Genomic DNA, 21,696 nt, shown 5'->3' on the forward strand with positions numbered 1-21,696 from the left:
GCATGTAGCTCCGGTGCCCTATTGGGCACGTTCGCCAGGTGAAACAAATTAGGTGCTTAATAAGCGGGAAGTGCGGCCATTTTAGATGGGGCAGTCGGAATGATCTTCATACTGTCTTTTAAATTTCCCATGCCTTCCGTTACGATCTTTTCGCCGGTGGATAATCCTGCTTCAACAACATAGTTTCTGTCATTTGAAATTGGATGGACAGTAATTTCACGGCTTTTGACGGTACCATCTTTACTTACTACGTAAACGAATTTTTTATCCTGCAATTCATAGGTGGCACTTTGTGGAATGATGATAACGTGCTGTAGTGCCCTATTGATGCGTATCGTTGCACTGGAGCCGCTTCTGATGATGTTGGAAGGATTGTTGAAGGTAGCGCGGAAAGTAGCTGAACCGGTGGTCGTGTTGATAAGTCCACCCACTGTTTCAAGCTTTCCTTTTTCGCCGTATTCTTTGCCGTTTGCGAGGACGAGGCTGACCGGCGGAAAACTTTTTATTTTATCATCCATGCGTTCTCCGGAAGATGCGTCAGCAAATTCGAGGAACTGTTTTTCATTCAATGAAAAATAGGCATATATTTTACGTATATCCGACACCGTAGTTAAAGGCTGGGGAGCGGCACTGCTTACCAGGCTTCCTGTTTTAAAGGGTATGGCGCCAATGATCCCATTGATGGGACTGACAATAGTGGTATATCCGATGTTGGTTTTTGCATTAACGAGACTAGCCCGGGCTTGTGCCAATGCGGCTTCTTTCACTTGTAAATTGTAACGGGATTCGTCTACTTCGAATTTGTTTACAATTCCCTTTTCCGCCAGTGGTATTGCTTTATCCAGCTGAATTCTTGCCGCATTAACGGAAGCTTCTGCACTTTTGATGGCAGCTTCGGCTGTTCTGACTTCCTGTTCATACTGCGGTGCCTGAATTTTAAACAGCAGCTCGCCTTTGGTTACCATGGCTCCCTCATCGATATATATATATTCAATAAACCCGTCTATCTTTGGACGGATTTCCACGTTCTGTTGTCCTTCCAGTACTGCCGGATAGTCTTCGTTTAAGACGGTATTGGCCACCGCAACGGTGGCCACCGGAAATGGCTGTGGGCTTCCGGCTCCCCATTGCTGATCATTTCCAGGGGTATTTCCACAGGAGCTCAATAGTATTCCGGCGAGAGAAGCGGACATGATATGCCTTGTCAAATTTTGCATAATTTGATGATTGTTTAGTGTTGGGAACATGACATAGGAATGCTGTATCCGGCTAAAGGATATAGCCGGCTTAACTAAAAATTGAGAAGTGATAAGTGCATCTAAACTGTACGTTTAGAAGAGAGGTCTAAAAGAGCACATTCCAATAAGCCACCAGCATGAATACACAAATGGGCCTCGCTCCCTGAGTTGGAAGGAAGTTAGGTATCGATGCCAGCTTACGGGTGCTTGTATTTGATATCATAAAAAAGCAATTCTCTCTGGTACTTCTGTTTGTCGGTTCTTCTCCGGGAGCGCTGGTCTTGCTGATTTTCCAGACTTTTTGGTTCTTTTATGTAGGCTTGTTGATGATGCTAAGGTAAGAAAAATTTTGAAACAAACCGTATGGTCGGTATCTTTATATTATGGAAAACGCGTACAAAAGAAAAAAGGAGCCTGAATTAAATAAGCAGCTGATCCTTGACGCTGCCACGGAGATAGGCGCCGCAGGCGACTGGCATGATGTGACCTTCCAGGCCATCGCTGACAGGACGGGCCTGAGTAAAGGAGGGATTATTCATCATTTTAAAAACAAGGACGAGCTGCTGGACGAGCTCATGAGGCGAAGCCTGGCAGGGCTGACGGAATGGATGAAGGTGTTCAATGAGGAGATTGGCAGCGGTGATAAAGCCTATGGGTACCTGAAATTTGTTATTGACAAAGGCAATGATCAATCATACCAGCAATTGATGCGTCTTGTGATTAAGGCGCTCCTTGCCAGTCCGCAATACAGGAAGTGGTGGGAGGATTGGTACGTGGAGAATATAATGCCGCCGGATGGAACTGAGCCAAATATTCATGGTCTTATCATGTTACTGGTGGCTGATGGCATCTGGTATTCTGAAGGTTTTGGTTTTTCTGTTGTCAATGACGAAACCAAGCAGAGGATATTGAAGTATTTGAAAAGATAGAAGGTCATACTGAAAATCATCCATCATTTATGAGTAAATCAAATGGATCAATCATCCATCAGCAGAAAACATTCTCCGATGTTAATTACGCAGGAAGGAGATTGGAGAACAGGGAGTTTGTGCAATGTGAATTTATAGATTGTGATTTTTCAAAGAGTGATTTGCGCGATAACAGTTTTGAAGATTGTCATTTCAAACAGTGCAACTTTTCAATGGTAATATTGAACGGCGCTGGTTTCAGAGACGCGCGGTTCACCGGCTGTAAAATGTTGGGTGTTGATTTTACCCAATGTAACAGGTTTATGTTTTCATTCTCTTTTTATGAATGCATACTGGATTATTCCACCTTTTTAGGGACCAGGTTAAGAAAGACCCTGTTTCACGATTGTTCCTTAAAAGAAGTAGATTTTTCAGAGGCAGATTTGACGTCTGCTGATTTTAAAAATTCGGATTTGACAATGGCCCGGTTTTCCAATACTATATTGGAAAAAGCGGATTTTAGAAATGCGCAGAATTTTGGGATAGATCCGGATTTTAATAAGATGAAGAAAGCCAGGTTTTCTGCGTTGAATCTCTCCGGGTTGCTTTATAAATACAATCTGGATATTGAATAGTATGAGTTTATGAGCAAATAAAAAGAGCTATCTCCAGGCCCTTGCAAATACTGGAGATAGCCTCTTGGAAAAAAGTATTCACCTGCAATCAATAATCATGAGGGATGTATTCGTTTTCCACTTGTCCATCTTCATATAAGCGCAGGATCGCATATCCGGGAGGTGTCTCAAAATAATATCCCTTTCCTGCGGAATCCTTATCACCTGCACCCCACCAGAAGCCGGACATCGCTCCATTACAGCAGTAACGGATACCATTGTACACCGCATTATCTGACAGGTGGTTATGGCCGCTAAGACAGATTTTCACTTTGTCTTTATGTTTATAAAAGAGGTTTTTGAGTTTAACATGGTCACTATGCCCCCCTCCTACCAAAGTAGGCGTAACGCCCAGAATGGGAAAGTGGGACATTACCAGGGTAGGCGTGCCCGGGGCCAGCTGTTGGAGATCGTTTTCCAGCCAGCTGAATTGTTCCGCATCCAGTGATATATGTTCGTTGTTGCCATCAAGGATGATAAAATGCCAGCCTTTTTTGGTGAAGCTGTAGTAGCGGGCCGGGATATTGAGCCGCTTTACAACATAAGGTTTCCCATACATATTATCTTCTTTGGACGGAGCCTTCCACCACATATCATGGTTGCCAAGGCAGCTGTGCACTTCAAAAGGCCGGATGGTTTCTATGCACCGGTCCCAGATGCCCCACAGTTTGGTGACCTGTTCGCGGGGTACGTTGTCATAGGATGCATCCATGATGGAGTCGCCACCATTGAGAATAAAATCCACGCCCTGTTTTTTCACAGCAGCCAGGCATTTGATAAAACGTTCGGGTGCATTTTCTTCTGCACAGATATGCACATCTGTGATGTGCGCAACGGTAAGCGCGGGTTTGCGTTTGGCTGCGGGAGCTGCGGCGCTTTTCATGGCGGGTGTTAGTAATGAGGCTGCTGCCAGTAATCCTCCGCTTTTGATGATACTTCTTCTGTTCATATTATTGCCAGTCAAAAATTTGTTTAAGATTTGGATTCAGGACGGTTTGTGCAAAAGGGATCGGGCGATAGTAGAACTGAGGTTCCGGAAATGTTCTGGAGGTAACTTCTGTTACTAATGCCCCACCGGCAGTTCCGTTTTTCATATATACGGTAACGTTATCACCAAAGCTGCCTGCTTTATAATATATCAGGTTGATGCCCAGTGCATTTTTTTCCTTTTTGTCATCTGTGGGGATGTCCGTGTTTTGACTGATCAGGATGATGTCCGGGATGCCGTCGCCGGTGAGGTCGTATTTACCCAGGCCAGGAAAATACATCCCTTCCGGTTGTTTGGTGAGCAGTTTACCACCATGCCATCTCATGAGGTCATCGTAACGAAACCCTTCCAGAGCGAGTTCTACTCTTCGTTCGCGGCGTATTTCAAGAATGACGCCTTTCATGTTTCCTTTTACGTCAGTGAATTGATTGGCGAGTAAAGGATCTGGCAACGCATTGGCGGCAGCCAGGTTCATAGCGGGCATTTGCACGCGCGTGCGCAGCAGATTTACAGACCGGTCAAGGTCTGCCTGCGTAAGCACCTCTTGTTCTGCTTTTGCTTCAGCAAAAATCAACAGTGTTTCTGCGAAACGGTAAGCCGGAACGTCCACACTACCTGCTGCGATATTATCGGTGGTATTGGTATACCCTTTTATCTGGTGATAACCGGAGAAGTTTTTGTTCAGGCGTTGTATGTATGGCCTATTATCGCCGGCCTTAACGAAACCGGGCCAGGCGAAGGTTTCTTTAAGGCGTGGATCGCGGTTCACAAATTCCTGTACGAATTGCATTTGTTGATAGCCGGCCTGGTCGGTAAACCGTGATCCGTCTGCCATCAGGTAACTCTGAATAAGATCGCGGGAGGGAGATTGCTCATAATCGCCGAAAACGGTGCCTGTGCCGCCACTGCTGGCTGATTTAGCAGCATCGTAAGGGTGGGCAAGTATCACTTCTTTGTTTTGAAGCAGGTCTGCACTATTAAAAAGGGCGGTATAGTCCTGAGGGGTGTGGGTCACATCATAAACACCAAACCCACCGTTTTTCATGATATCTTCTGACACATGGATGGCGGTGTCGAGGAAACGGCCTGCGGAACCTTGCAGATTCAATTCAGGATGGTACTTACGATAGGTGCCTTCGTGCAGGGCGATACGTGCGAATGCTGCTTTTGCCGCCCATACATTGGGAGTGCCGGAGGTTACTTTGGTGCGGATATGGGCCGCAGCAAAACTGAGGTCTGCTATGATACTGTCTACCACCAGCGCGCGCGGATCGCGGGCTTTATATAAGAAGGCCGAATCGTTGGGGTCCAGTGATTTGCCGTACCAGGGCACATCGGAATAACGTTTGACCATGCCAAAATAAAACAGCGCCCGGTAATACCGCGCAAGGCCGGCATAATGATCTTTTACCTCTTGTGTTACCTGTGCTTTGTTGTAGTTGTCCAGGAAATAGTTGATGTTGCGCAGACGGTCCCAGTCCCAGCCATCGGAAATATTTCGGGAGGTAGGAGAACCGGTCATCATGTTTTTGATTTCTTTCTGCGCGGTAGTGGCCATGTTGTCGCTGCTCTGGTCATTATAGTAGATATCTGTGCCGGTTATGGACAGCAGGCCATTGATATAGAGCGACAGGTCTTCTTCAGATTTGAAAAAGAGCGGTGGAGCGATGGCGTCCTGGGGATACCGGTCGAAGAATGATTTTTTACAAGCGGATCCGGTAAATATGATACCGGCCAGTATAAAGAGAAAGATTTTTTTCATGTTACCTTTTTTAATGATTCCACCTGTCCTGATTACAGGTCCAGATTGATACCTACTGCATATTTGCGCTGATAAGGATATGCCCATCCATAGCCATCTGTAATGGATTCAGGGTCCAGATATTTTTTGATGGAGGAGAACTCAAAGAGGTTCTCACCGGAAACGAATACACGTAAACGTGATACGTGGTAACGCTTGAGGATGGATGATGGCAGCGTGTATCCGATGGTCAGATTTTTGACGCGGAGATAGGCTGCATTCTGCAAATATTTGGATTGTGGGATATCCAGCCCAGATCCATAGTTGGCGTCTGCCAGCCATGCCTGCAATACCGGGAAATAAGCGTCTGTATTAGCATCGGCGAGTCCGGCCTGGATGTAGGATTGGGAATGCTGCGCACGCAGATTGGCATCGTCGGCTGCTCCCCGGTAGAAATTCAGGTTCCAGGGATAGATGTTGGCGTATGGCTGCTGATAAGGTCCCCAGAAGAGGTAGTGGCGTGGATAAAAATCCATTTTGGCAATGCCTTGGAGGAAGATGCTGATGTCAAATCCTTTCCAGGCAGCATCGAGGTTAACACCAAAGCGGTAACGGGGACTGCTGTTGCCAATGATGCTGAGGTCTTTCGGATCATTGGCCGTAATGCCGCGTTCTATTTTACCATCGTTGTTGAGGTCCTTGTATTTGGGCCATCCGGGCACAATGTCAAGGGCGCCCCAGGGAATAAGATCACTCTCGTTCAGTTTGTTGATTTCATCTTTATTCCGGAATACGCCATCATTGGTAAGCCCCCAGATTTCGCCGATGGTCTGGCCTTCGCGGTAGTTTTTCAGCAGTAGCTGATCATTTTTGAAACGGGTGATTTTGGTTTTGTCGTCAGAAACAAACACTTTGACGCCAAAGCTCAGGGGGGCATTCCTGACATCAATGCTGTTGCGGTAGCCGATGGTCAGTTCCCAACCACGGGTAGAAAGATCGGCTGAGTTTTGCTGAGGTGCTGAAGTGCCCAGTACTGCGGGTAGTTCGGCGCTTTTTTCCAGCATACCGATGGTATTACGTACATAGTAGTCGAAAGTGGCCTGTAAGCGGTTTTCCCAGAAGCCCATGTCTGCTCCGATATTGGCGGTAGTCACTTTTTCCCAGGTGTAGTTGTTGGGGTCTACATTCAGTGGTGGTGCGCTCTTGATAATGGTCTGGTTGGCATTGCCGCCAATCAGGTAGCCGGATAAAGTGGTGGGAATAGTCTGAATGTAACCGAAATCACTCACGCTCTGGTTACCCAGATTGCCATACGAAGCTCTTATCTTAAAGGTGGAAAGCTGTTTGGAGAGACTTTTCATGAAAGGCTCTTCACTGGCGATCCAGGCAGCTGATACAGACGGAAAGAATCCCCAGCGTTTGTTGGAGGGGAAGCGGGAAGAGCCGTCATAACGGCCGTTCCCTTCGATGATGTACCGGTCTTTGAAGGTGTAATTGATCCTGCCAAAATAGCTTCTGATGCCATAAGCGGTATAGGATGTGCCCAGTTTGGCATCCCCGCTGGTCAGTCCGATGTAAGGCAAAGAAGAAGAAATGATATTTTGTTTGGTGGCATCTAACTGGTTCCACTCATAGTTTTCCTGGTTGAAGCCCGCCAGCAGCAGGATTTTATGGTCATGTCCCAGGGTTTTGTGGTAATTGGCATAGAGGTCGTACACGTCATGTATGGTGAGTGCATTGTTTTCCGAAACATAGCCGGTACCGCCCTCCTGACGAATGTCGTTGGGGCCGAACCCGATTTTATAATTTTTGATGTCTTTATGGTATTTCCATTGTTCCCGTTGGAAGCTGGCGTCACCGGTAATTTGCAGGTCGTTGTTCAGGAAAGAGGCTACACCTCTGATGACGTTCTGAAAACCAAAACGGGTGGTGGTATTTCTGCCTCCGTCTACCAGTTTGGCGGCGAGGCGTCCGGCATCGGTATTAGCCCAGGTGCCATCGGGGTTTACAGCTACCATGGTAGGCTGCAGGTAATACACATCCGTGATGCTATTGGAGGGGGCATCTGCCTTGGTCTGGTAGATGCTCAGGTTATTGTCTACCTGCAACCAGCTCAGTGGTTTGATATTGATTTTATTCCGTAAACCATAACGGTCCCATTTATCTTTGGCCAGCCTGTTCAGCCCGTTCTCATCCGTGAAATCGACTGAGAGGAGGTAGTTGATCGGCATTTTTTTCGCTGTTTCAGCGGAGCCGCTTAAGGAAATGCTGTGGTATTGGGAGGAGTTGGATTTGCTGAAGAAATAGTCGTTCCAGTTATTGCTGCCCATATAAGCCCATTTGGTGGGATCGCTGGGATCGAGGCGGGTGTCTGGCAGGGATGGATTATCGGACCGTTCTTTAGCCCATTTGTAGTATTCATCGCTGTAATTGACGTAATCCCACGGCGTGTTGTTAGTGGATGTTTCCTGTACGCGGGAAAAGATATAGGGATCTGTAATGGGTTCAGGCATCACTGTCCTGCGTGACCTGGCGAAGTAGTTGTTATAGCTAACCGTTTGTTTACCACCGGCGTTACCTGTTTTGGTGGTGATCAGCAATACGCCGAAGGCGGCACGGGCCCCATAAATAGCTGCGGAGGCGGCGTCGCGCAGCACGGAGATGGAGGCGATGTCGGATGGGTTGAGCCGCATCAGATCGTCTGTGGCGGCGGTGATACCATCAATAATGATCAGTGGCGCATTGGTTTTGTCGTTCAGAGAGGTCATACCCCTGATATTGATTTTAGGGGTTTGCCCGGGAGCGCCGCCTTTATAGGTGATGTTGAGGCCGGGGCTTACGCCTTGAAGTCCCTGCATAACGTTGGCAATGGGTCTTTCTGCCAGCTGTTTGCCGGAGATCTGGTCCACCGCGCCTGTTACGTTGATTTTTTTCTGTGTGCCATAACCCACCACAATCACTTCTTCCATAGAGTTTTTGGAAGGTTCCATGGTAATGGTTAGATAGTCTTTCCCATTGAGGGATACCTCCTGCGGGTTGAATCCGATATAGGAGACGACCAGTACCGCGTTTTCAGGCACTTTGATTTCGAAGTTGCCTTTAGTACCGGTGGTGACGCCAATTGCTGTGTTCTTGAGCCGCACAGTAACGCCGGGAAGGGCTTCTCCGGCAGGAGTAACCACTTTCCCTTTTACAACCTGGTCTTTGCTGACGATACCTGCCGGAGCGATGACGATCAGGTTGCCCGGCATGATACGGTAATGCAGGGCTGTTTTGCTTAACAGCTGCTCCATTACTTTGTCGACAGGCAGGTCGTTTGCATCTACAGATACCTTCAGATGCAGTGGCAAATTATCATCGTTATATACAAATCGGTAGCTGCTGGTTTTTTCCAGCATCGTTAAAGCTTTTTCCAGCTGCACCTGTGTGACCTTCAAGGTGATTTTTGACTGGGAACGTACTGCGCCGCTGAGATGCAGGCAGGCTACCGTTATGAGCAATGTAAATAATTTCATAAAAATTAACAGCTTATACCACCCCCGCGACGGAAGGGCACAATTGTCCACTGTGTTTTTTTTCATAAATTTGTTTTGTTGGTTAATTAAATTTTGTTTGGTCCGGAAAAGACAATACAAAGCCGTTAACCGATAATTGAGCGGGGAATGGTACCAACATTTCCCGTTTTTTATCCGTTATTGCCTGTGTGATGACAGTGTTCTTACAAGTGAATTAAGCCATAATGTTAGTTTTACTTTTTAAACAGATTGGTTATTCGATCCAGATTCTTCCCTTTTCATCTTTGGTGTAGGTAAATGAGCCGGTAGAGGCTAATGCCTCCAATACTTCGTCCAGGTTGTTTGTTTCAAATACACCGGTGAAATAAAGTTGTTTTTTCTGTTGGTCCCGGAAGCTTATTTCCACACCATACCATTGTTCCAGTAAGGCTGATACTTTGTCAAGTTCAAGGTGTTTGAAAGCCAGCTTGTTCTTTACCCATGCGGTTTCGGAAGTAATACTGTCACGTATTTGTGTCAGTCGTTGTTTATATAGATGAATGGCTGGTCTTTGTTCTTCTGTAACTGCCGCTTCATTGTCTCTGGCAGTGAACAGATTAGAGGGAATGGTCAGTTTCTCATTCGGGCGGAGCATGACTTTTTGCTGGCCATTTTTGTCCAGCTGCACTTCAATAGCGCCATCTACCAGGGAAGTGACGGCACTGTCTTCCTGCGGGTATGCCCGTACGTTGAAGGAGGTACCGAGCACCAGGATAGTAAAGGCTTTGGTCTGTACACGGAAAGGCCTGTTAGCATCGGTGGCAATTTCAAAAAAAGCTTCTCCTTCCAGTTCCACCACCCTTGGCCCCCGGGCTGCGAATGACCTGGGGTAGTTCAGTTTGCTGCCGGAATTAAGCCATACACGGGAGCCGTCGGGCAATAATAGCTGGGAACGTATGCCCTTTGCCGTTGCCAGTGATTTCTGAGGCTGCGGTGCGGTAGTACGCCCGGGGATAAATTTCCATCCTACGGCAATTAATAAGGCGATACCCGCGGCGATACCTGCTGCCCTCCACCATCGACGTTTGGCGAGCTGTACAACAGGCGTTTCCCCCTCCGTTGTAACACGGGGAGTTGCATCGCTTGCGTGCAGACGTTGCAGGTGTCTGGCCTGCATGTCAGAAAGCTGCTCAGTGGATGCCGGGCGACCGGTTTCCTGCCATGGTTTCATAAAGATCTCACGGATATAGGAGGCATGCGGATACTGTTGCAGCAGCTGTTGTAATTCTTCAGCTTCTGCTTCAGTGAGCTCATTGGCAATTTCCCTGGTCAGCAGGGTATATAATTTTTCCTGGTCCATGATCTTCCGATATTAAAAGGACAATAAAGTGGGGGAAATCTCCCTATAGGGTTTTGAAAAAAAATCAGGAGTCAAGATGGAGGAAGGAGGTTACCAATTCTCCGGAAAGGTCAAAGCGCACGGCCTGCGCCACCTTCTTAACAGCAAGGGATAACTGGGCGTCTACAGTTTTGACGGAAATATCCAACAGATCGGCTACCTCCCGGTAGCTGAGCCGGTCATGTTTTACCAGCCGGAAAATCAACTGGCAGCGGGGAGGCAGACTGCGTATAGCGGATTCTATTTTCTGAGAAACTTCAGCGGAAATCATACTCTTTTCAGCGTCCGGAGCTATCTGAAAGGCAGCAGTGTCCAGCAGTTCCAGGCTTTCATGCAGATGCCGGCGGTTACGCTGCAGGGTATTGAGCGACAGATTTTTGGTAGTAACGTAGAGGTAAACAACCGGGTTCTCCACATGTTTCAGCTGATGGCGCTTTTGCCAGACAGTAATGAAGACATCCGATATGACTTCTTCTGCAAGATGGAAAGAGGAGACAATTGCGGCGGAAAAACGGATCAACTGGCCACATAGAGCAAGATATAGCTCGTTGTAGGCCTGCATATCATCACTGCAGACTTTTTGAAAAAGAGATTTAATCTGCTCATTGTTCCTCATGTCACAAAAATATAGAAATCACGGAAAGCCTATTATTAAGTGTATGTTACGGTTTTGGTTGCTAAACGCGGAATGAAGTAAAAGTAGTAAAATAAATCAAACTTCAAATAATATGGTAGCGTATTTTGCAGGGATGGCCGTGAGCCGGTAATAGCTGCCACTTTTGAGATAGCGCTACAAAATAAAAAGCGCTGGCAACCAAAGCTGCCAGCGCTTTTAAAAGTGGTATCTTACTTCACGGAGATTTTCGCAATGGCAACTTTTGATTTGCCCATCATCCTGTCTGTTTTTCCCACCACATACATATCATTACCGATAATGGCGCCCAACCGGGGCATGGCAGTGGGTACATCGGAATTACTGAAAAGCACTTTCCTGTTCAGTTTACCAGATGCTTCATCGATATTTAAAATGAAGCAATCAGATTTGGCAAAACGGCCAATCGTTTTTGCTTTTTGACCTGCCTGTGTAACAGTACTGTTTTTGGGGCTGTCATTAAACAGGAGCTGGATGGTCCCTGGAACCTGTAGGGCGCCAAAACCTGAATAAAAAGGCCTGTTCCCTTCCAGGAAATAGCTTGCGTTGAAGCCAATGCCGGTAGCCATGGTGGAGGAAGGACCCTGTATGATTTCACGCTGGGTTTTAGGCAATACCTGTAACCATCCTATGTTGCCTGCGTTGTCTATCTTACACATCATCAGGTCGCCGCAGATATAAGTAGAATAAGTGGTTGATCTCCATTGACCAGGCATACCATTCACACCACCGCCGCTGTAGCTGGAGCTGGTGGATACAAAATGACGGTATTGTTCGGCAAGAATAACGAGGCCGCCATCTACGGTATAAAAGATTTTCCGGAATTGCATGTTTCTCGAAAAACCTTCTCCTTCATCTTTCATTTTGCTCAACTCCTCTCTCATTTTTCTCTCTTCCCTGCTCTCTTCTTTATCGTCGGTGTCGTCATTGTCTGCTTTGTCGGGATCACCGGATAACAGCGAGTTGTTGATTTGTTTCTCACTGGTAGATATTATTTTCCCATCATTCACATTGATTCTTTGCACCAGCAGTCCATCAATTGTTTTACCTTTTTTAGCATTGCTGTAGAATGCGGCCAGGACCAGGTCTTTGTTCTTCTCCTGTACTAATTTGGTACTGAAGAGCCATCTTCCGTTGAAGCTTGTATTGATCTCTGATTGTTGTTTCCCTTTTTCGTCGTAGATGCGGATGTTATAGTTAGTAAAGTCGAGAAATTTCTCTTTTTTCTTTTTGCCTTCTTCATATTCGTACATCCGTCCTACTAATACCACTTTACGATCACTGGTGTACAACAGATCTTCCAGTTGATATTTTTTGCGTTCAAATTCATTCCTGAGGGTGATGGGTTTGGCAGTAGCCCGGAGGTTTTTGTCGAGTTCCTGAATTTTATACTCATTGTTTTCAGTTCCTTTCACGCTGCTTACAATCAGAATTTTGCTGCTATCTGTATTGTAGTCAATCTTGAAGTCGATGTCATCACTTTTCTCATCTTTTTGGAAGGTGGCCACTTCTCTGAATTCTCCGGTGAGCTCTCCGGTATTCTTGTTCACCGCAGCGGCATACAGCGCCAGTGTTCTGTCCCGCCGGCTATAGTCAGATGAAAACAGGAATAGCTTGTCTTCACAAGGAAAGAATTGTACGAATTCTTTGCCTCTCAGTTCCCTGTTAAAATCATTGCGGTATATCTCCGTTAAATTTTTATCCACCTTTACGAGTGCTGCGGATTCTCTGAGAGAGGCGCCGACTACGAAGTAGGCTTTCAAAGCCATGTGGCTTTCCTGGAGATAGACGCCGCTATTGTCTGCATGTACTACTTGTAAGTCTGTACTGCCTTTACGGAGTTTAAAGTCTTCTCCCCATTTAATAGATGTTTTTTGGGCATGGGTTACGATGCTGGAAATTGCCAGGCACAGGGTTAGGTAAACGCGTTTCATCAGATTCTTTTTGGTATAAGGATTACAATTCTATTTTGTAAAAGTATTCTTTTTAAGAATACAGGGGTGTTTATATTCTCTTTGTCGGGGCATGTTACGTATTTCATCAGCATGCATTAGATTACCGGAAAGCATATGGTTATGCTGACTACAAACAAACTTGGCCGGCTTATCTCTGTAAGCCGGCCAGGTATTTTATTATAACAATGAGGAACGTTGATAGCTATGCGAAAATTTCTGTCTGGATAACTTTATAAAGTCACCGTTACCTGAACAGTACTGCTTTTGTATTGACCCAGCGCATTTCCCACTACCAACCTGAACACATACACGCCGCTCACCATATTGGTAACTGCGGTAGTAGCTGTGTTCGGCGTAACAATAACGGACGCTCCTGTTACAGGCTGGGGACCTACGGGTTTGGTTTTCCTGAATCCTTGTATAACCGTGGCATTGTTGGGCAGATAATAGTTGTTGGTATCCACATTTGCTATAGCCATCGTGAGGTACTGAACATTTGCATCAGCCCCTGCCAGCGGTCTGGTTACAATTTTGTCGTATCCATAATCCTGGGGATTTTCCGTGTATACATAGAAGCTGTCATAATTATCACCACCGGCGTTATTCCGGGGAGCCATAAGAATATTGCGTTTCAGGATCACCTGCAGATTGTCGGTGCCGGATACACCACCGGATTTATTGCTATATCCGTTTACCCTTACCAACGACCCGTTACCACATCTTGAAAATGTATTTGCTTCTACAGTGACCTGGCCGGGGTGATTTTCTGTGTTATTGGAGCCGCACCTTGCAGCAATGGAGGCCATATCACCGCTAACGTTCGATGCATTTGTATTGTAGCAAAGATTGTTTTTGAAGATATGTCCGGTACCGGTACCATAAAACTGAAAATGCTCTCCCCACGAATCATGGGTGATATTGTCGTGAACGTTGCTGGTTTCAGATCGTCCGCCGATTAGAATCCCGCCGTTATGATTGGCTCTGTCAGGAACATTAACGGATGCCCAGTTGAAAACTTCATTCTGATAGACCTCTATATTCTTACAGGCTGAAATCTGAATGCCATCTTTACCGGTATTTAGTATCCGGCCATTCCACACCTTGACATTACTGATCATAATGGGTTGTTTGTACCGGTTGCTGTCAGCCGGAGGCGGATCGTATGGACTCTGATTATAGGGCGTGTTACTGATTAAATCCCAGTAAGTAGCTGTATGCCCGATGTATAATCCTTCATTGTAAGGGCTATCGATGATAAAGTCGTGGATCAGTATATCCTGCAATGTTGTATTGGGATACCATGTTGCACTTTGTCCGGATACGGGGTCGGTCTTTGCCACGATGCAGGTGCCTCCCTGTGTAGCGGTAAAATAACAGATCTCAAATTTCTCGGAAAATGCATCAAATGACAGGTTCCTGTAAGCGGAGCGATAAGGTTCGCCGCCACCGTCGGTATTGATTTCAGATCCTGTAAACAGCAGATTGTTCCAGTGGGTTCCGGCAAAAATGAAGTGTTTGGAGTTGGAGGTTTGCAAAGCATAAGCTGGTCCGCCGTTTGCGGCCCATGTAGTATTGCCGATCTGCGTGATCTGGCCAGCCGGGTTCCTGAAAACAATCGGATTGGCCTGCGTGCCCTGCACATTGTCTAATCTTACAGACCTGAAATTTCCTTCCAGTATGATCAGGTCACCGGGCAGGGTATTCGTATCGTCAAAAACGATATCTCCGGTTCCGGACGGGGTAAAGGTCCTTGTCCTCAGCGGTGTAAATGATCCTCCGTTAAACCCGGTGCCAATGGGCTCTACGGGGCCGGATTGTTTCGACCAGAGATACGATGTGATGGAACTGTTGGGGTCACTGGCCGTTGCCTGTAAGCTGGTATTTGCTACAGAGATGGCTTGATTCTGCCCTGCATTCACTACGATCGTGTTGGTGATATCATTTGCCCAGGCGGGGAATCCGTCTGCGGCAACTTTAAGCATCTGCCCGACTGTTCCGATCGGGATTCGGCGCATGCTCCCATCTGCTGCGCGGGCGTACATGTCACCATAGACATCTTCGCTGTTTGTCTCCATAATTAAAGCGTCCATCAACGAATTCGTAAATTGGACGGCGTCGGGGTTGGACTTGTCTCCGGATTCTTCATGCAGCGCTTTCGCTGGCTGCTCTTTCTTTAGGGTCATTTTGTTCGGAATTTAGTTTGAGGTTATTCCACTAATATATCAAATGTCTGCGCACCCTATTTACGTAGCGTCAAACCGCTTAATACGGCCGGATAATATTGATTTTATGTACTTTCAGAAATACTGAAAACGGAAAGGGACAGACTTGCGTCTATCCCTTTGTGGCTGCGGGTATTCAGCCAGTTCAATTCGAAGGAGTACAGCTCATTTAATCCTTCAGTCCCAGGTAAGTTTTTACTTCTTTGTAATTGTCCCAGTTGATCGTGTTTGTTTTCCTTGCAGCAGTGCCGCCAGGGATGATGATGTACCGGTATTGATAGAGTTTTAAGCCGGCATTATTTTGTACTGTACGGACATCTGCGTTGGAATACAATTCTATCGACTGTTGATAGGCAACATACCTGATGTAAAGGCCACTCCTTAAATCGGTGTATGGCAGAGATGTGATCGTCGGATCAGCAGCGGAGCTCAGGTTGATATATACCTTCACTTCACCTGTGTTCAGTATACTGGCCGTCAATTTGGCCGCTGCAATATTGGCAAAGTAACCCAGCGTGTCAATTGTGCCATTGCTTCGATGAATGGTATCAGGCTTATAGACAATATCGAGCCAGTCGGAATAGATAACGTTAGCGGTGCCGGGGTCGCCCTTAGAACCGCCAGGGCCGCCGGCGCCGGTATCACCTTTGTCGCCTTTATCTCCTTTTTGTCCTTGTTGGCCGGCCGGACCGGGATCTCCGCTTTTGCTGCAGGAGGCAATAAACAATACGGTCGTTGCTACTAATAGCAGACTGGCGAGGGAATGCAGTAAACGTTTCATGGATCAGATAATTTAAATTTTGGAGGTTTATATTAGAAGTTGGCAGAAACGATCTGAATAGGTTGATTCGGTATAGGGATCTCGGGGTGCTAACACCACCAGCATAAATGTAAACAAAAAAACCTGATTCGTGATTGTCAGGCAGGTATCTTAAGCAGCGCTTTAGTGGCAGATTAATTTAGCATGCAAAATTTTCGGGGAAAATACATTAACTATATTTATTATCGGACTTAATATAAAACAAACGCTATACAAATGACAAATATTAGGAAAGAACTTGTCAATATTTGGGAGGCTACATCTTTCATTAATGAACAGAAATATTTCTGGCTGTATAACTACAACATTTTTAGGATGGTGGAGAAAGAGGAGTTCGAAGAGTTAAATGAAAAAATCATTCATGCAGGAAAAAAAATTTTTCGCAGTTGCTGATGAAAAACGCTGATCAAGAGCACGAAGCATACATTTATTTTGATACGGCAACGGAGAGCGAAATTTTTATCCAATCCAATTTTAGTTGGATTGAACCAAAGGAATTGAAAAAAATTTCGAACGATCTCAATCAACTTTTAGGAGGACAAGATTATTTAAATAAATTAATCTTAAAGGACGATAATGATTTTTGGACCTGGAATGAACAATCTTTCCACTCGTATCGTATTGAAAGTACCATCCCCAAAGGCGTTTTCCCAAACTTTGATTTGCGGTTGTTCTTCAAAGAAACTATCAAAGGGACGTTTTTAACTGCTCATAAAGAAATAAATACAAGCGCATTTAAGAAATATTTTGAGGCGTTTGGGTTAGTTGAGTTGGATACCGAAAAACTTTTTGAGTATAGCCCAACAGTAAAAATATTAAATGACTTTGTTGACCAGGTGAATGTGCAATTGGGGGACAAAGTATTTTATGTTGTATCGTTTAATCCATCCGGCTTTTGGGGTATTGGGAATTTTAAACTATTAACAGAAGAACAGCAGCAACAGCTCAATAGTTATGGCCTCATCAACTAGATCTGTCCTAAGTTGGTCTGCGATCGGGCAGTTTCGACGAAAATGCAAAAGGGACAAACCATCCTTCTGATGATTTGTCCCTTTTTTGCGGAGAAGAAGGGATTCGAACCCTTGATAGGCTTTCACCTATACACACTTTCCAGGCGTGCCAGTTCAACCACTCCTGCACTTCTCCGTGATTATCTTTGAAACGTTACTGAAGGGGTTGAGTCTTCCGTTTCAGGGTTGCAAAGATAATCCTTTACTTTTATTTTCCAAGTTTTTTTTAGGCCTTGTCATAGAGCTTCCAGATAACGCCGCCGATAAGTCCGCCTATAACTGGTCCTACGATGAATATCCAGAGATGGGCCAGTGCGTCGCCACCTACGAAGAGGGCTGGTCCGATACTACGGGCAGGGTTTACAGACACGCCGGTGATGGGAATGCCCACGATGTGGATCATGGAGAGAGAGAGACCGATGGCCACGCCCGCCAGTGCGCCGTTGCTGTTGTTTTTGCTGGTGGCGCCATGGATCACAACCAGGAAGATAGCGGTAAAGACGATTTCAAAGATCAGGCCGCTGGCTACGTTGTAGTGGTCCTGGTAATTGTCGCCGATACCGTTCTGTCCCAATCCGTTGGCTGCGAGGGAATATTCTGCCCTACCGCCTGCGATGCAGTAGAGGATGCCTGCCGCGGCAATAGCGCCCAGTATCTGTGCTACGATGTAGGCGCCGGCATCTTTACCGGAAATTTTGCCGGTGGCCAGCATGGAGATGGTGATGGCCGGATTAATGTGGCATCCGGAGATATGCCCGATGGCATATACCATCGTGAGCACCGACAGACCGAAGGCAAAAGCAATGCCCAGAAGACCTACATGACTACCGGCGATTACGGCGCTGCCGCAACCGATCAGTACCAGCACTAATGTGCCGAAGAATTCCGCGATAAACTTTTGCGTTAACGAAACATTCATACTTTGGAGTTTTGTGGTGATAGAAAGCGTTTACAGATAAGGGATGGAATAGGCTTGATAATTAAATATAGAAAAAAAATGGCAATAAAAAAGCAGAAAGTATACTGTTTCAATACTTTCTGCTTTAACTCTCTTTTATATTCGTATTAATATACTTCTATTGGCGTCAGTTCACCACGCAGGGAAGTTTCGATCATCTTCCTGCTCTCTTCTTTGGAAAGCCCTTGTCCCAATACAAACATCAGTTTGGTCACGGCTGCTTCGAAGGTCATATCATGACCGCTGACTACGCCCGCTTCCACCAGGTGCTGGCTGGTTTCATATTTGCCCAGTTCTACAGAGCCGCCATCACATTGGGTGATGTCTACTACGATAGCACCGTTATCGATTACTCTTTTGATACTTTCGATAAACCAGGGTTGGGTATTGGTATTACCGCTGCCGAAAGTCTCCATGATCACGCCTTTCAGGCCGGGAACACTGAGGATCGCTTCCACGGCGCTGCGGGTAATGCCCGGGAACAGCTTCAGCACGGTGATATTAGTCTCCAGCTCCTTATGCACTTTCAGTGGTGCGGCAGGTGTTGGCAGGATGAATTGTTGTTTGTATTTGATATCGATGCCTGCTTCTGCAAGCTGTGGATAGTTCATGGTATAGAACGCCTCAAATTTTTCAGCGTTGTATTTTTTGGAACGGTTGCCGCGGAACAGGGAGAAGTCGAAGTAAATACATACTTCCGGTACCATCGATGCCTGACTACCGTTATTATGCCTGGAGCAGGCTATCTCCATGGCGGTGATAATGTTCTCTTTAGCGTCGGTACGGATTTTACCGATGGGAAGCTGTGAACCGGTAAGGATAACGGGTTTGGACAGATTCTCCAGCATGAAGCTCAGCGCGGAGGCGGTAAACGCCATGGTGTCTGAGCCGTGAAGAATTACAAATCCGTCGTAGCGGTCGTAGCGGTCTTCAATGATACTGGCCAGTTCCACCCATATTTCCGGTTGCATGTCTGAGGAATCGATGGGTGGGTTGAACGCATACACGTAAAAATCGATCCCCATCCGGTATAGTTCCGGTAAATTGTTCCTTATTTCATTGAAGCCAATTGGGCGGAGCGCTTTGGTCTTGTCATCGTAGATCATGCCTACTGTGCCGCCCGTGTAGATTATCAGAATTTTACTCATTGTCTAACTGCCAGTTGCCTGCAAAGGTACCCTCTAAACAGTTAGAGCGTTTTGAATAATTTCCGCGCATTGCTGCTGGTAATAGCGGCTACCTCTTCTATTTTTAGATTTTTTATATCTGCCACCATTTCGCCGATCAGCGGAATATAGGCACTTTCGTTACGTTTGCCACGGTAAGGTACTGGTGCCAGGTAAGGCGCGTCTGTTTCCAGTACAATGTGCTCCAGGTCAATGTTTTCGATGATTTTGTCGAGCCCGGATTTTTTAAACGTGACTACTCCCCCGATACCCAGGTAAAATCCAAGGTCGATGATCTCTTTTGCTTCTTCCAGCGTCCCTGAAAAACAGTGGAACACACCGCTGAGATTGCCGTCCTGCAAGGATTTTACTTCGTTTATACATTCCCGTGTGGCCTCGCGGCTATGGATGGATACGGGCAGTTTATATTGCCGTGCCAGTTGCAGCTGCTCCCGGAAGGCTTGGTACTGCTGGTCTGCCAGTGATTTGTCCCAGTAAAAATCCAGTCCTATCTCACCGATGGCCTTAAAGGAACGGTGTATCAGCCAGTCTTTGACAAGCCGCAGCTGGTTTTCCACGTCCGGCTTCACATAACAGGGGTGCAGCCCCATCATGGCAAAACAGTTTTTGGGATACGCAGCTTCCAGTTTCAGCATGGCGGTAATAGACGATTCGTCAATATTGGGCAGCAGCAAGGTGGTCACCCCCGCGTCCAGGGCACGCTTCACCATCTCCTGCTGGTCTGCCAGAAATTCATCCGAGTACAAATGTGCGTGCGTATCGATCCAAAACATGATAAAAATATTTATTAAATTTTTATTTTTTATAATATTTAATAGGTACCTTAGTTTCGCAAAGGTAAATCCTGAAAAACCTAATTTAAAAAAACTATACCATGAAAAGCTATTTCAGTACAAATCGTGTGCTGGCAGGTACCATTGCCGTTGTGGCGGTGGCGACCCTTTTCTTCGCCTGCAAAAAGGAAGTAACCACCGATGCGGTGACCAATAACGAAAACGATAACAATACCCTGGTAGTGGCTTCACACGAAACACAGGTGCAGGGCATGTACAGCGATCTGTTTGAAACGGCTGCTATCGCAGCGGTGGACCAGAACGTGGCTGGCAACGTCCGTAAGGCGGATTATGCCGATTATGCCAACGTGACCGGATGTCCTTCCATCCTCATCAACAGTGCTGATCCTACCGTATGGCCCAAACAACTGGTCATCGATTATGGTGATGCCTGCCGTGATAACTATGGCATTACCCGCAGCGGTAAGGTGTATGTCAATTTCACCGGCTTCCTGTTCAGTAATGGTACCCGTGTAGAGATCACCCTGGAGGGATATAAATACAACGGCATCCCCGTTGCCGGTAAAAATGTTATCTCCGGTATCAGCTATAACACTACTACCGGTGTTAAATACACGTCAGAAATAACTGATGGCCGCGTAAGCTACGCTGATACACTGATCGTAGGTTATACCAGCAAAAAGACCGTGACACAAACCGCTGGTGCAGGTACGCCCACACCGAATGACAACGTATACAGCCTTGAAGGTAATGCTGCTATCACCTACGTAAAAGGTGGCCCTGCCGGCAGCGCTACCATCACTACCCAGGCGCCGCTGATAAAGGCAACTGCCTGCAAATGGGTAAGCCAGGGCAAGCTGCTGGTGGCTTACAACAGTCTATCCGCAGTGATTGACTATGGTAACGGCGTATGTGATGATAAAGCAACTATCACTATCAACGGCGATAAAGTAAGAGAAGTAACCTTAAAATAATATCGCTCAACAAATCATATTGCAGCCCAGGGTCTCCGGCCCTGGGTTTTTTTATTAGTGGATGGCTGCCATGTTGTAGCCCTGCTTTTTGCAGTATTCCAACACCCTGGGCAGCGCATAAGACATCCGGTCCCACGCTTTGGTGCTGTCATGAAACACCACAATGGAACCTGGTTTCATCTTAAACACCACATTCTGTACACAGGCTTCGCCATCGATCTCCTGATCAAAATCCGCGCTCAGCACATCCCACATAATGATCTTGGTACCGGGAACGGTCTGCTTCAACTGTTTTATCTGAAAAGGGGTAATCCTGCCATAGGGCGGCCTGAAAAGCGGTGAGGTAATGTATTTCCTGGCTTCGAGGATATTCTCGATATACTTGTCAGTGCTGGTTTTCCAGCCATTCACATGATTATGGGTATGATTGCCTGTACTATGCCCTGCTTCCAGTATCTGCTGATAAATACCCGGATGTTCCACCACATTTTTACCGATGCAGAAAAACGTGCCTTTGGCATCGTATTTTTCCAGCTGTTCAAGGATGAACGGAGTGGCTTCCGGATGGGGGCCATCATCGAAAGTCAGATACACGGTATTGTTCGCAGGGGAAAGGTCCCATATACAGCTTTTGTACAAAGCTTTCAGGATGCCGGGTGTTTTGGTAAGATAGAACAAGCGC

The 21,696-nt window shown here is 46.4% G+C and carries 17 protein-coding genes and 1 tRNA gene; 4 read left to right on the forward strand and 14 right to left on the reverse strand.

Annotated elements, in window-relative coordinates; genetic code table 11:
• Positions 1-56: 56 nt before the first annotated feature.
• Complete coding sequence (locus tag HHL17_RS05400; protein WP_169223741.1) at positions 57-1,217, reverse strand: efflux RND transporter periplasmic adaptor subunit; 1,161 nt, start codon at positions 1,215-1,217, stop codon at positions 57-59.
• A gap of 404 nt (positions 1,218-1,621) precedes the next feature.
• On the opposite strand from HHL17_RS05400, the gene HHL17_RS05405 reads away from it, so the two are divergent.
• A complete protein-coding gene (locus HHL17_RS05405; protein WP_169223742.1) occupies positions 1,622-2,167 on the forward strand; it encodes a TetR/AcrR family transcriptional regulator in 546 nt (181 codons plus the stop codon).
• Positions 2,168-2,196: 29 nt separating this feature from the next.
• The gene (locus tag HHL17_RS05410) at positions 2,197-2,781 is read left to right on the forward strand and encodes a pentapeptide repeat-containing protein (protein ID WP_169223743.1); all 585 of its coding nucleotides are present in this window, start codon (positions 2,197-2,199) and stop codon (positions 2,779-2,781) included.
• Between the two features lie 88 nt (positions 2,782-2,869).
• Here HHL17_RS05410 and HHL17_RS05415 read toward each other — a convergent pair whose 3' ends face one another.
• The 8 genes from HHL17_RS05415 to HHL17_RS05450 form a co-directional block, all read right to left on the reverse strand.
• A complete protein-coding gene (locus tag HHL17_RS05415; RefSeq protein ID WP_169223744.1) occupies positions 2,870-3,769 on the reverse strand; it encodes a metallophosphoesterase family protein in 900 nt (299 codons plus the stop codon).
• 1 nt (position 3,770) lies between these two features.
• Complete coding sequence (locus tag HHL17_RS05420; protein ID WP_169223745.1) at positions 3,771-5,570, reverse strand: RagB/SusD family nutrient uptake outer membrane protein; 1,800 nt, start codon at positions 5,568-5,570, stop codon at positions 3,771-3,773.
• 32 nt (positions 5,571-5,602) lie between these two features.
• Entirely contained in the window at positions 5,603-9,064 is a 3,462-nt protein-coding gene (locus HHL17_RS05425) for a SusC/RagA family TonB-linked outer membrane protein (protein WP_206155915.1), read from the reverse strand.
• 253 nt (positions 9,065-9,317) lie between these two features.
• Positions 9,318-10,403, reverse strand: a complete 1,086-nt coding sequence (locus tag HHL17_RS05430; protein WP_169223746.1) for a FecR family protein — start codon at positions 10,401-10,403, stop codon at positions 9,318-9,320.
• Positions 10,404-10,467: 64 nt separating this feature from the next.
• A complete protein-coding gene (locus tag HHL17_RS05435; protein WP_169223747.1) occupies positions 10,468-11,058 on the reverse strand; it encodes an RNA polymerase sigma factor in 591 nt (196 codons plus the stop codon).
• A 230-nt stretch (positions 11,059-11,288) separates the two neighbouring features.
• Complete coding sequence (locus tag HHL17_RS05440; RefSeq protein WP_169223748.1) at positions 11,289-13,028, reverse strand: hypothetical protein; 1,740 nt, start codon at positions 13,026-13,028, stop codon at positions 11,289-11,291.
• A 251-nt stretch (positions 13,029-13,279) separates the two neighbouring features.
• Complete coding sequence (locus HHL17_RS05445) at positions 13,280-15,232, reverse strand: hypothetical protein (protein WP_169223749.1); 1,953 nt, start codon at positions 15,230-15,232, stop codon at positions 13,280-13,282.
• A gap of 208 nt (positions 15,233-15,440) precedes the next feature.
• Complete coding sequence (locus tag HHL17_RS05450; RefSeq protein ID WP_169222779.1) at positions 15,441-16,052, reverse strand: hypothetical protein; 612 nt, start codon at positions 16,050-16,052, stop codon at positions 15,441-15,443.
• A 431-nt stretch (positions 16,053-16,483) separates the two neighbouring features.
• Between HHL17_RS05450 and HHL17_RS05455 the strand changes: the two genes are divergently transcribed.
• Positions 16,484-17,062 (forward strand): hypothetical protein, encoded by a 579-nt coding sequence (locus HHL17_RS05455; protein ID WP_169223750.1) that lies wholly within the window; start codon positions 16,484-16,486, stop codon positions 17,060-17,062.
• An 88-nt stretch (positions 17,063-17,150) separates the two neighbouring features.
• Here HHL17_RS05455 and HHL17_RS05460 read toward each other — a convergent pair.
• The 4 genes from HHL17_RS05460 to HHL17_RS05475 form a co-directional block, all read right to left on the reverse strand.
• Positions 17,151-17,237: transfer RNA gene (locus tag HHL17_RS05460), tRNA-Ser, on the reverse strand.
• Positions 17,238-17,327: 90 nt separating this feature from the next.
• Positions 17,328-18,020 carry an aquaporin Z gene (gene aqpZ / locus HHL17_RS05465; protein ID WP_169223751.1) on the reverse strand — a complete coding sequence of 231 codons (693 nt, stop codon included), beginning with the start codon at positions 18,018-18,020 and terminating at the stop codon, positions 17,328-17,330.
• Between the two features lie 146 nt (positions 18,021-18,166).
• Positions 18,167-19,207 (reverse strand): asparaginase, encoded by a 1,041-nt coding sequence (locus HHL17_RS05470; protein WP_169223752.1) that lies wholly within the window; start codon positions 19,205-19,207, stop codon positions 18,167-18,169.
• Positions 19,208-19,248: 41 nt separating this feature from the next.
• Positions 19,249-20,019 carry a TatD family hydrolase gene (locus tag HHL17_RS05475; protein ID WP_169223753.1) on the reverse strand — a complete coding sequence of 257 codons (771 nt, stop codon included), beginning with the start codon at positions 20,017-20,019 and terminating at the stop codon, positions 19,249-19,251.
• Positions 20,020-20,120: 101 nt separating this feature from the next.
• On the opposite strand from HHL17_RS05475, the gene HHL17_RS05480 reads away from it, so the two are divergent.
• Positions 20,121-21,014 carry a hypothetical protein gene (locus HHL17_RS05480; protein WP_169223754.1) on the forward strand — a complete coding sequence of 298 codons (894 nt, stop codon included), beginning with the start codon at positions 20,121-20,123 and terminating at the stop codon, positions 21,012-21,014.
• 54 nt (positions 21,015-21,068) lie between these two features.
• Here the strand turns inward: HHL17_RS05480 and HHL17_RS05485 are convergent, their stop codons facing one another.
• Positions 21,069-21,692 (reverse strand): polysaccharide deacetylase family protein, encoded by a 624-nt coding sequence (locus tag HHL17_RS05485; protein WP_169223755.1) that lies wholly within the window; start codon positions 21,690-21,692, stop codon positions 21,069-21,071.
• Positions 21,693-21,696 lie beyond the last annotated feature (4 nt).

It is taken from the genome of Chitinophaga fulva, assembly GCF_012927205.1.
Lineage (GTDB): Bacteria > Bacteroidota > Bacteroidia > Chitinophagales > Chitinophagaceae > Chitinophaga > Chitinophaga fulva.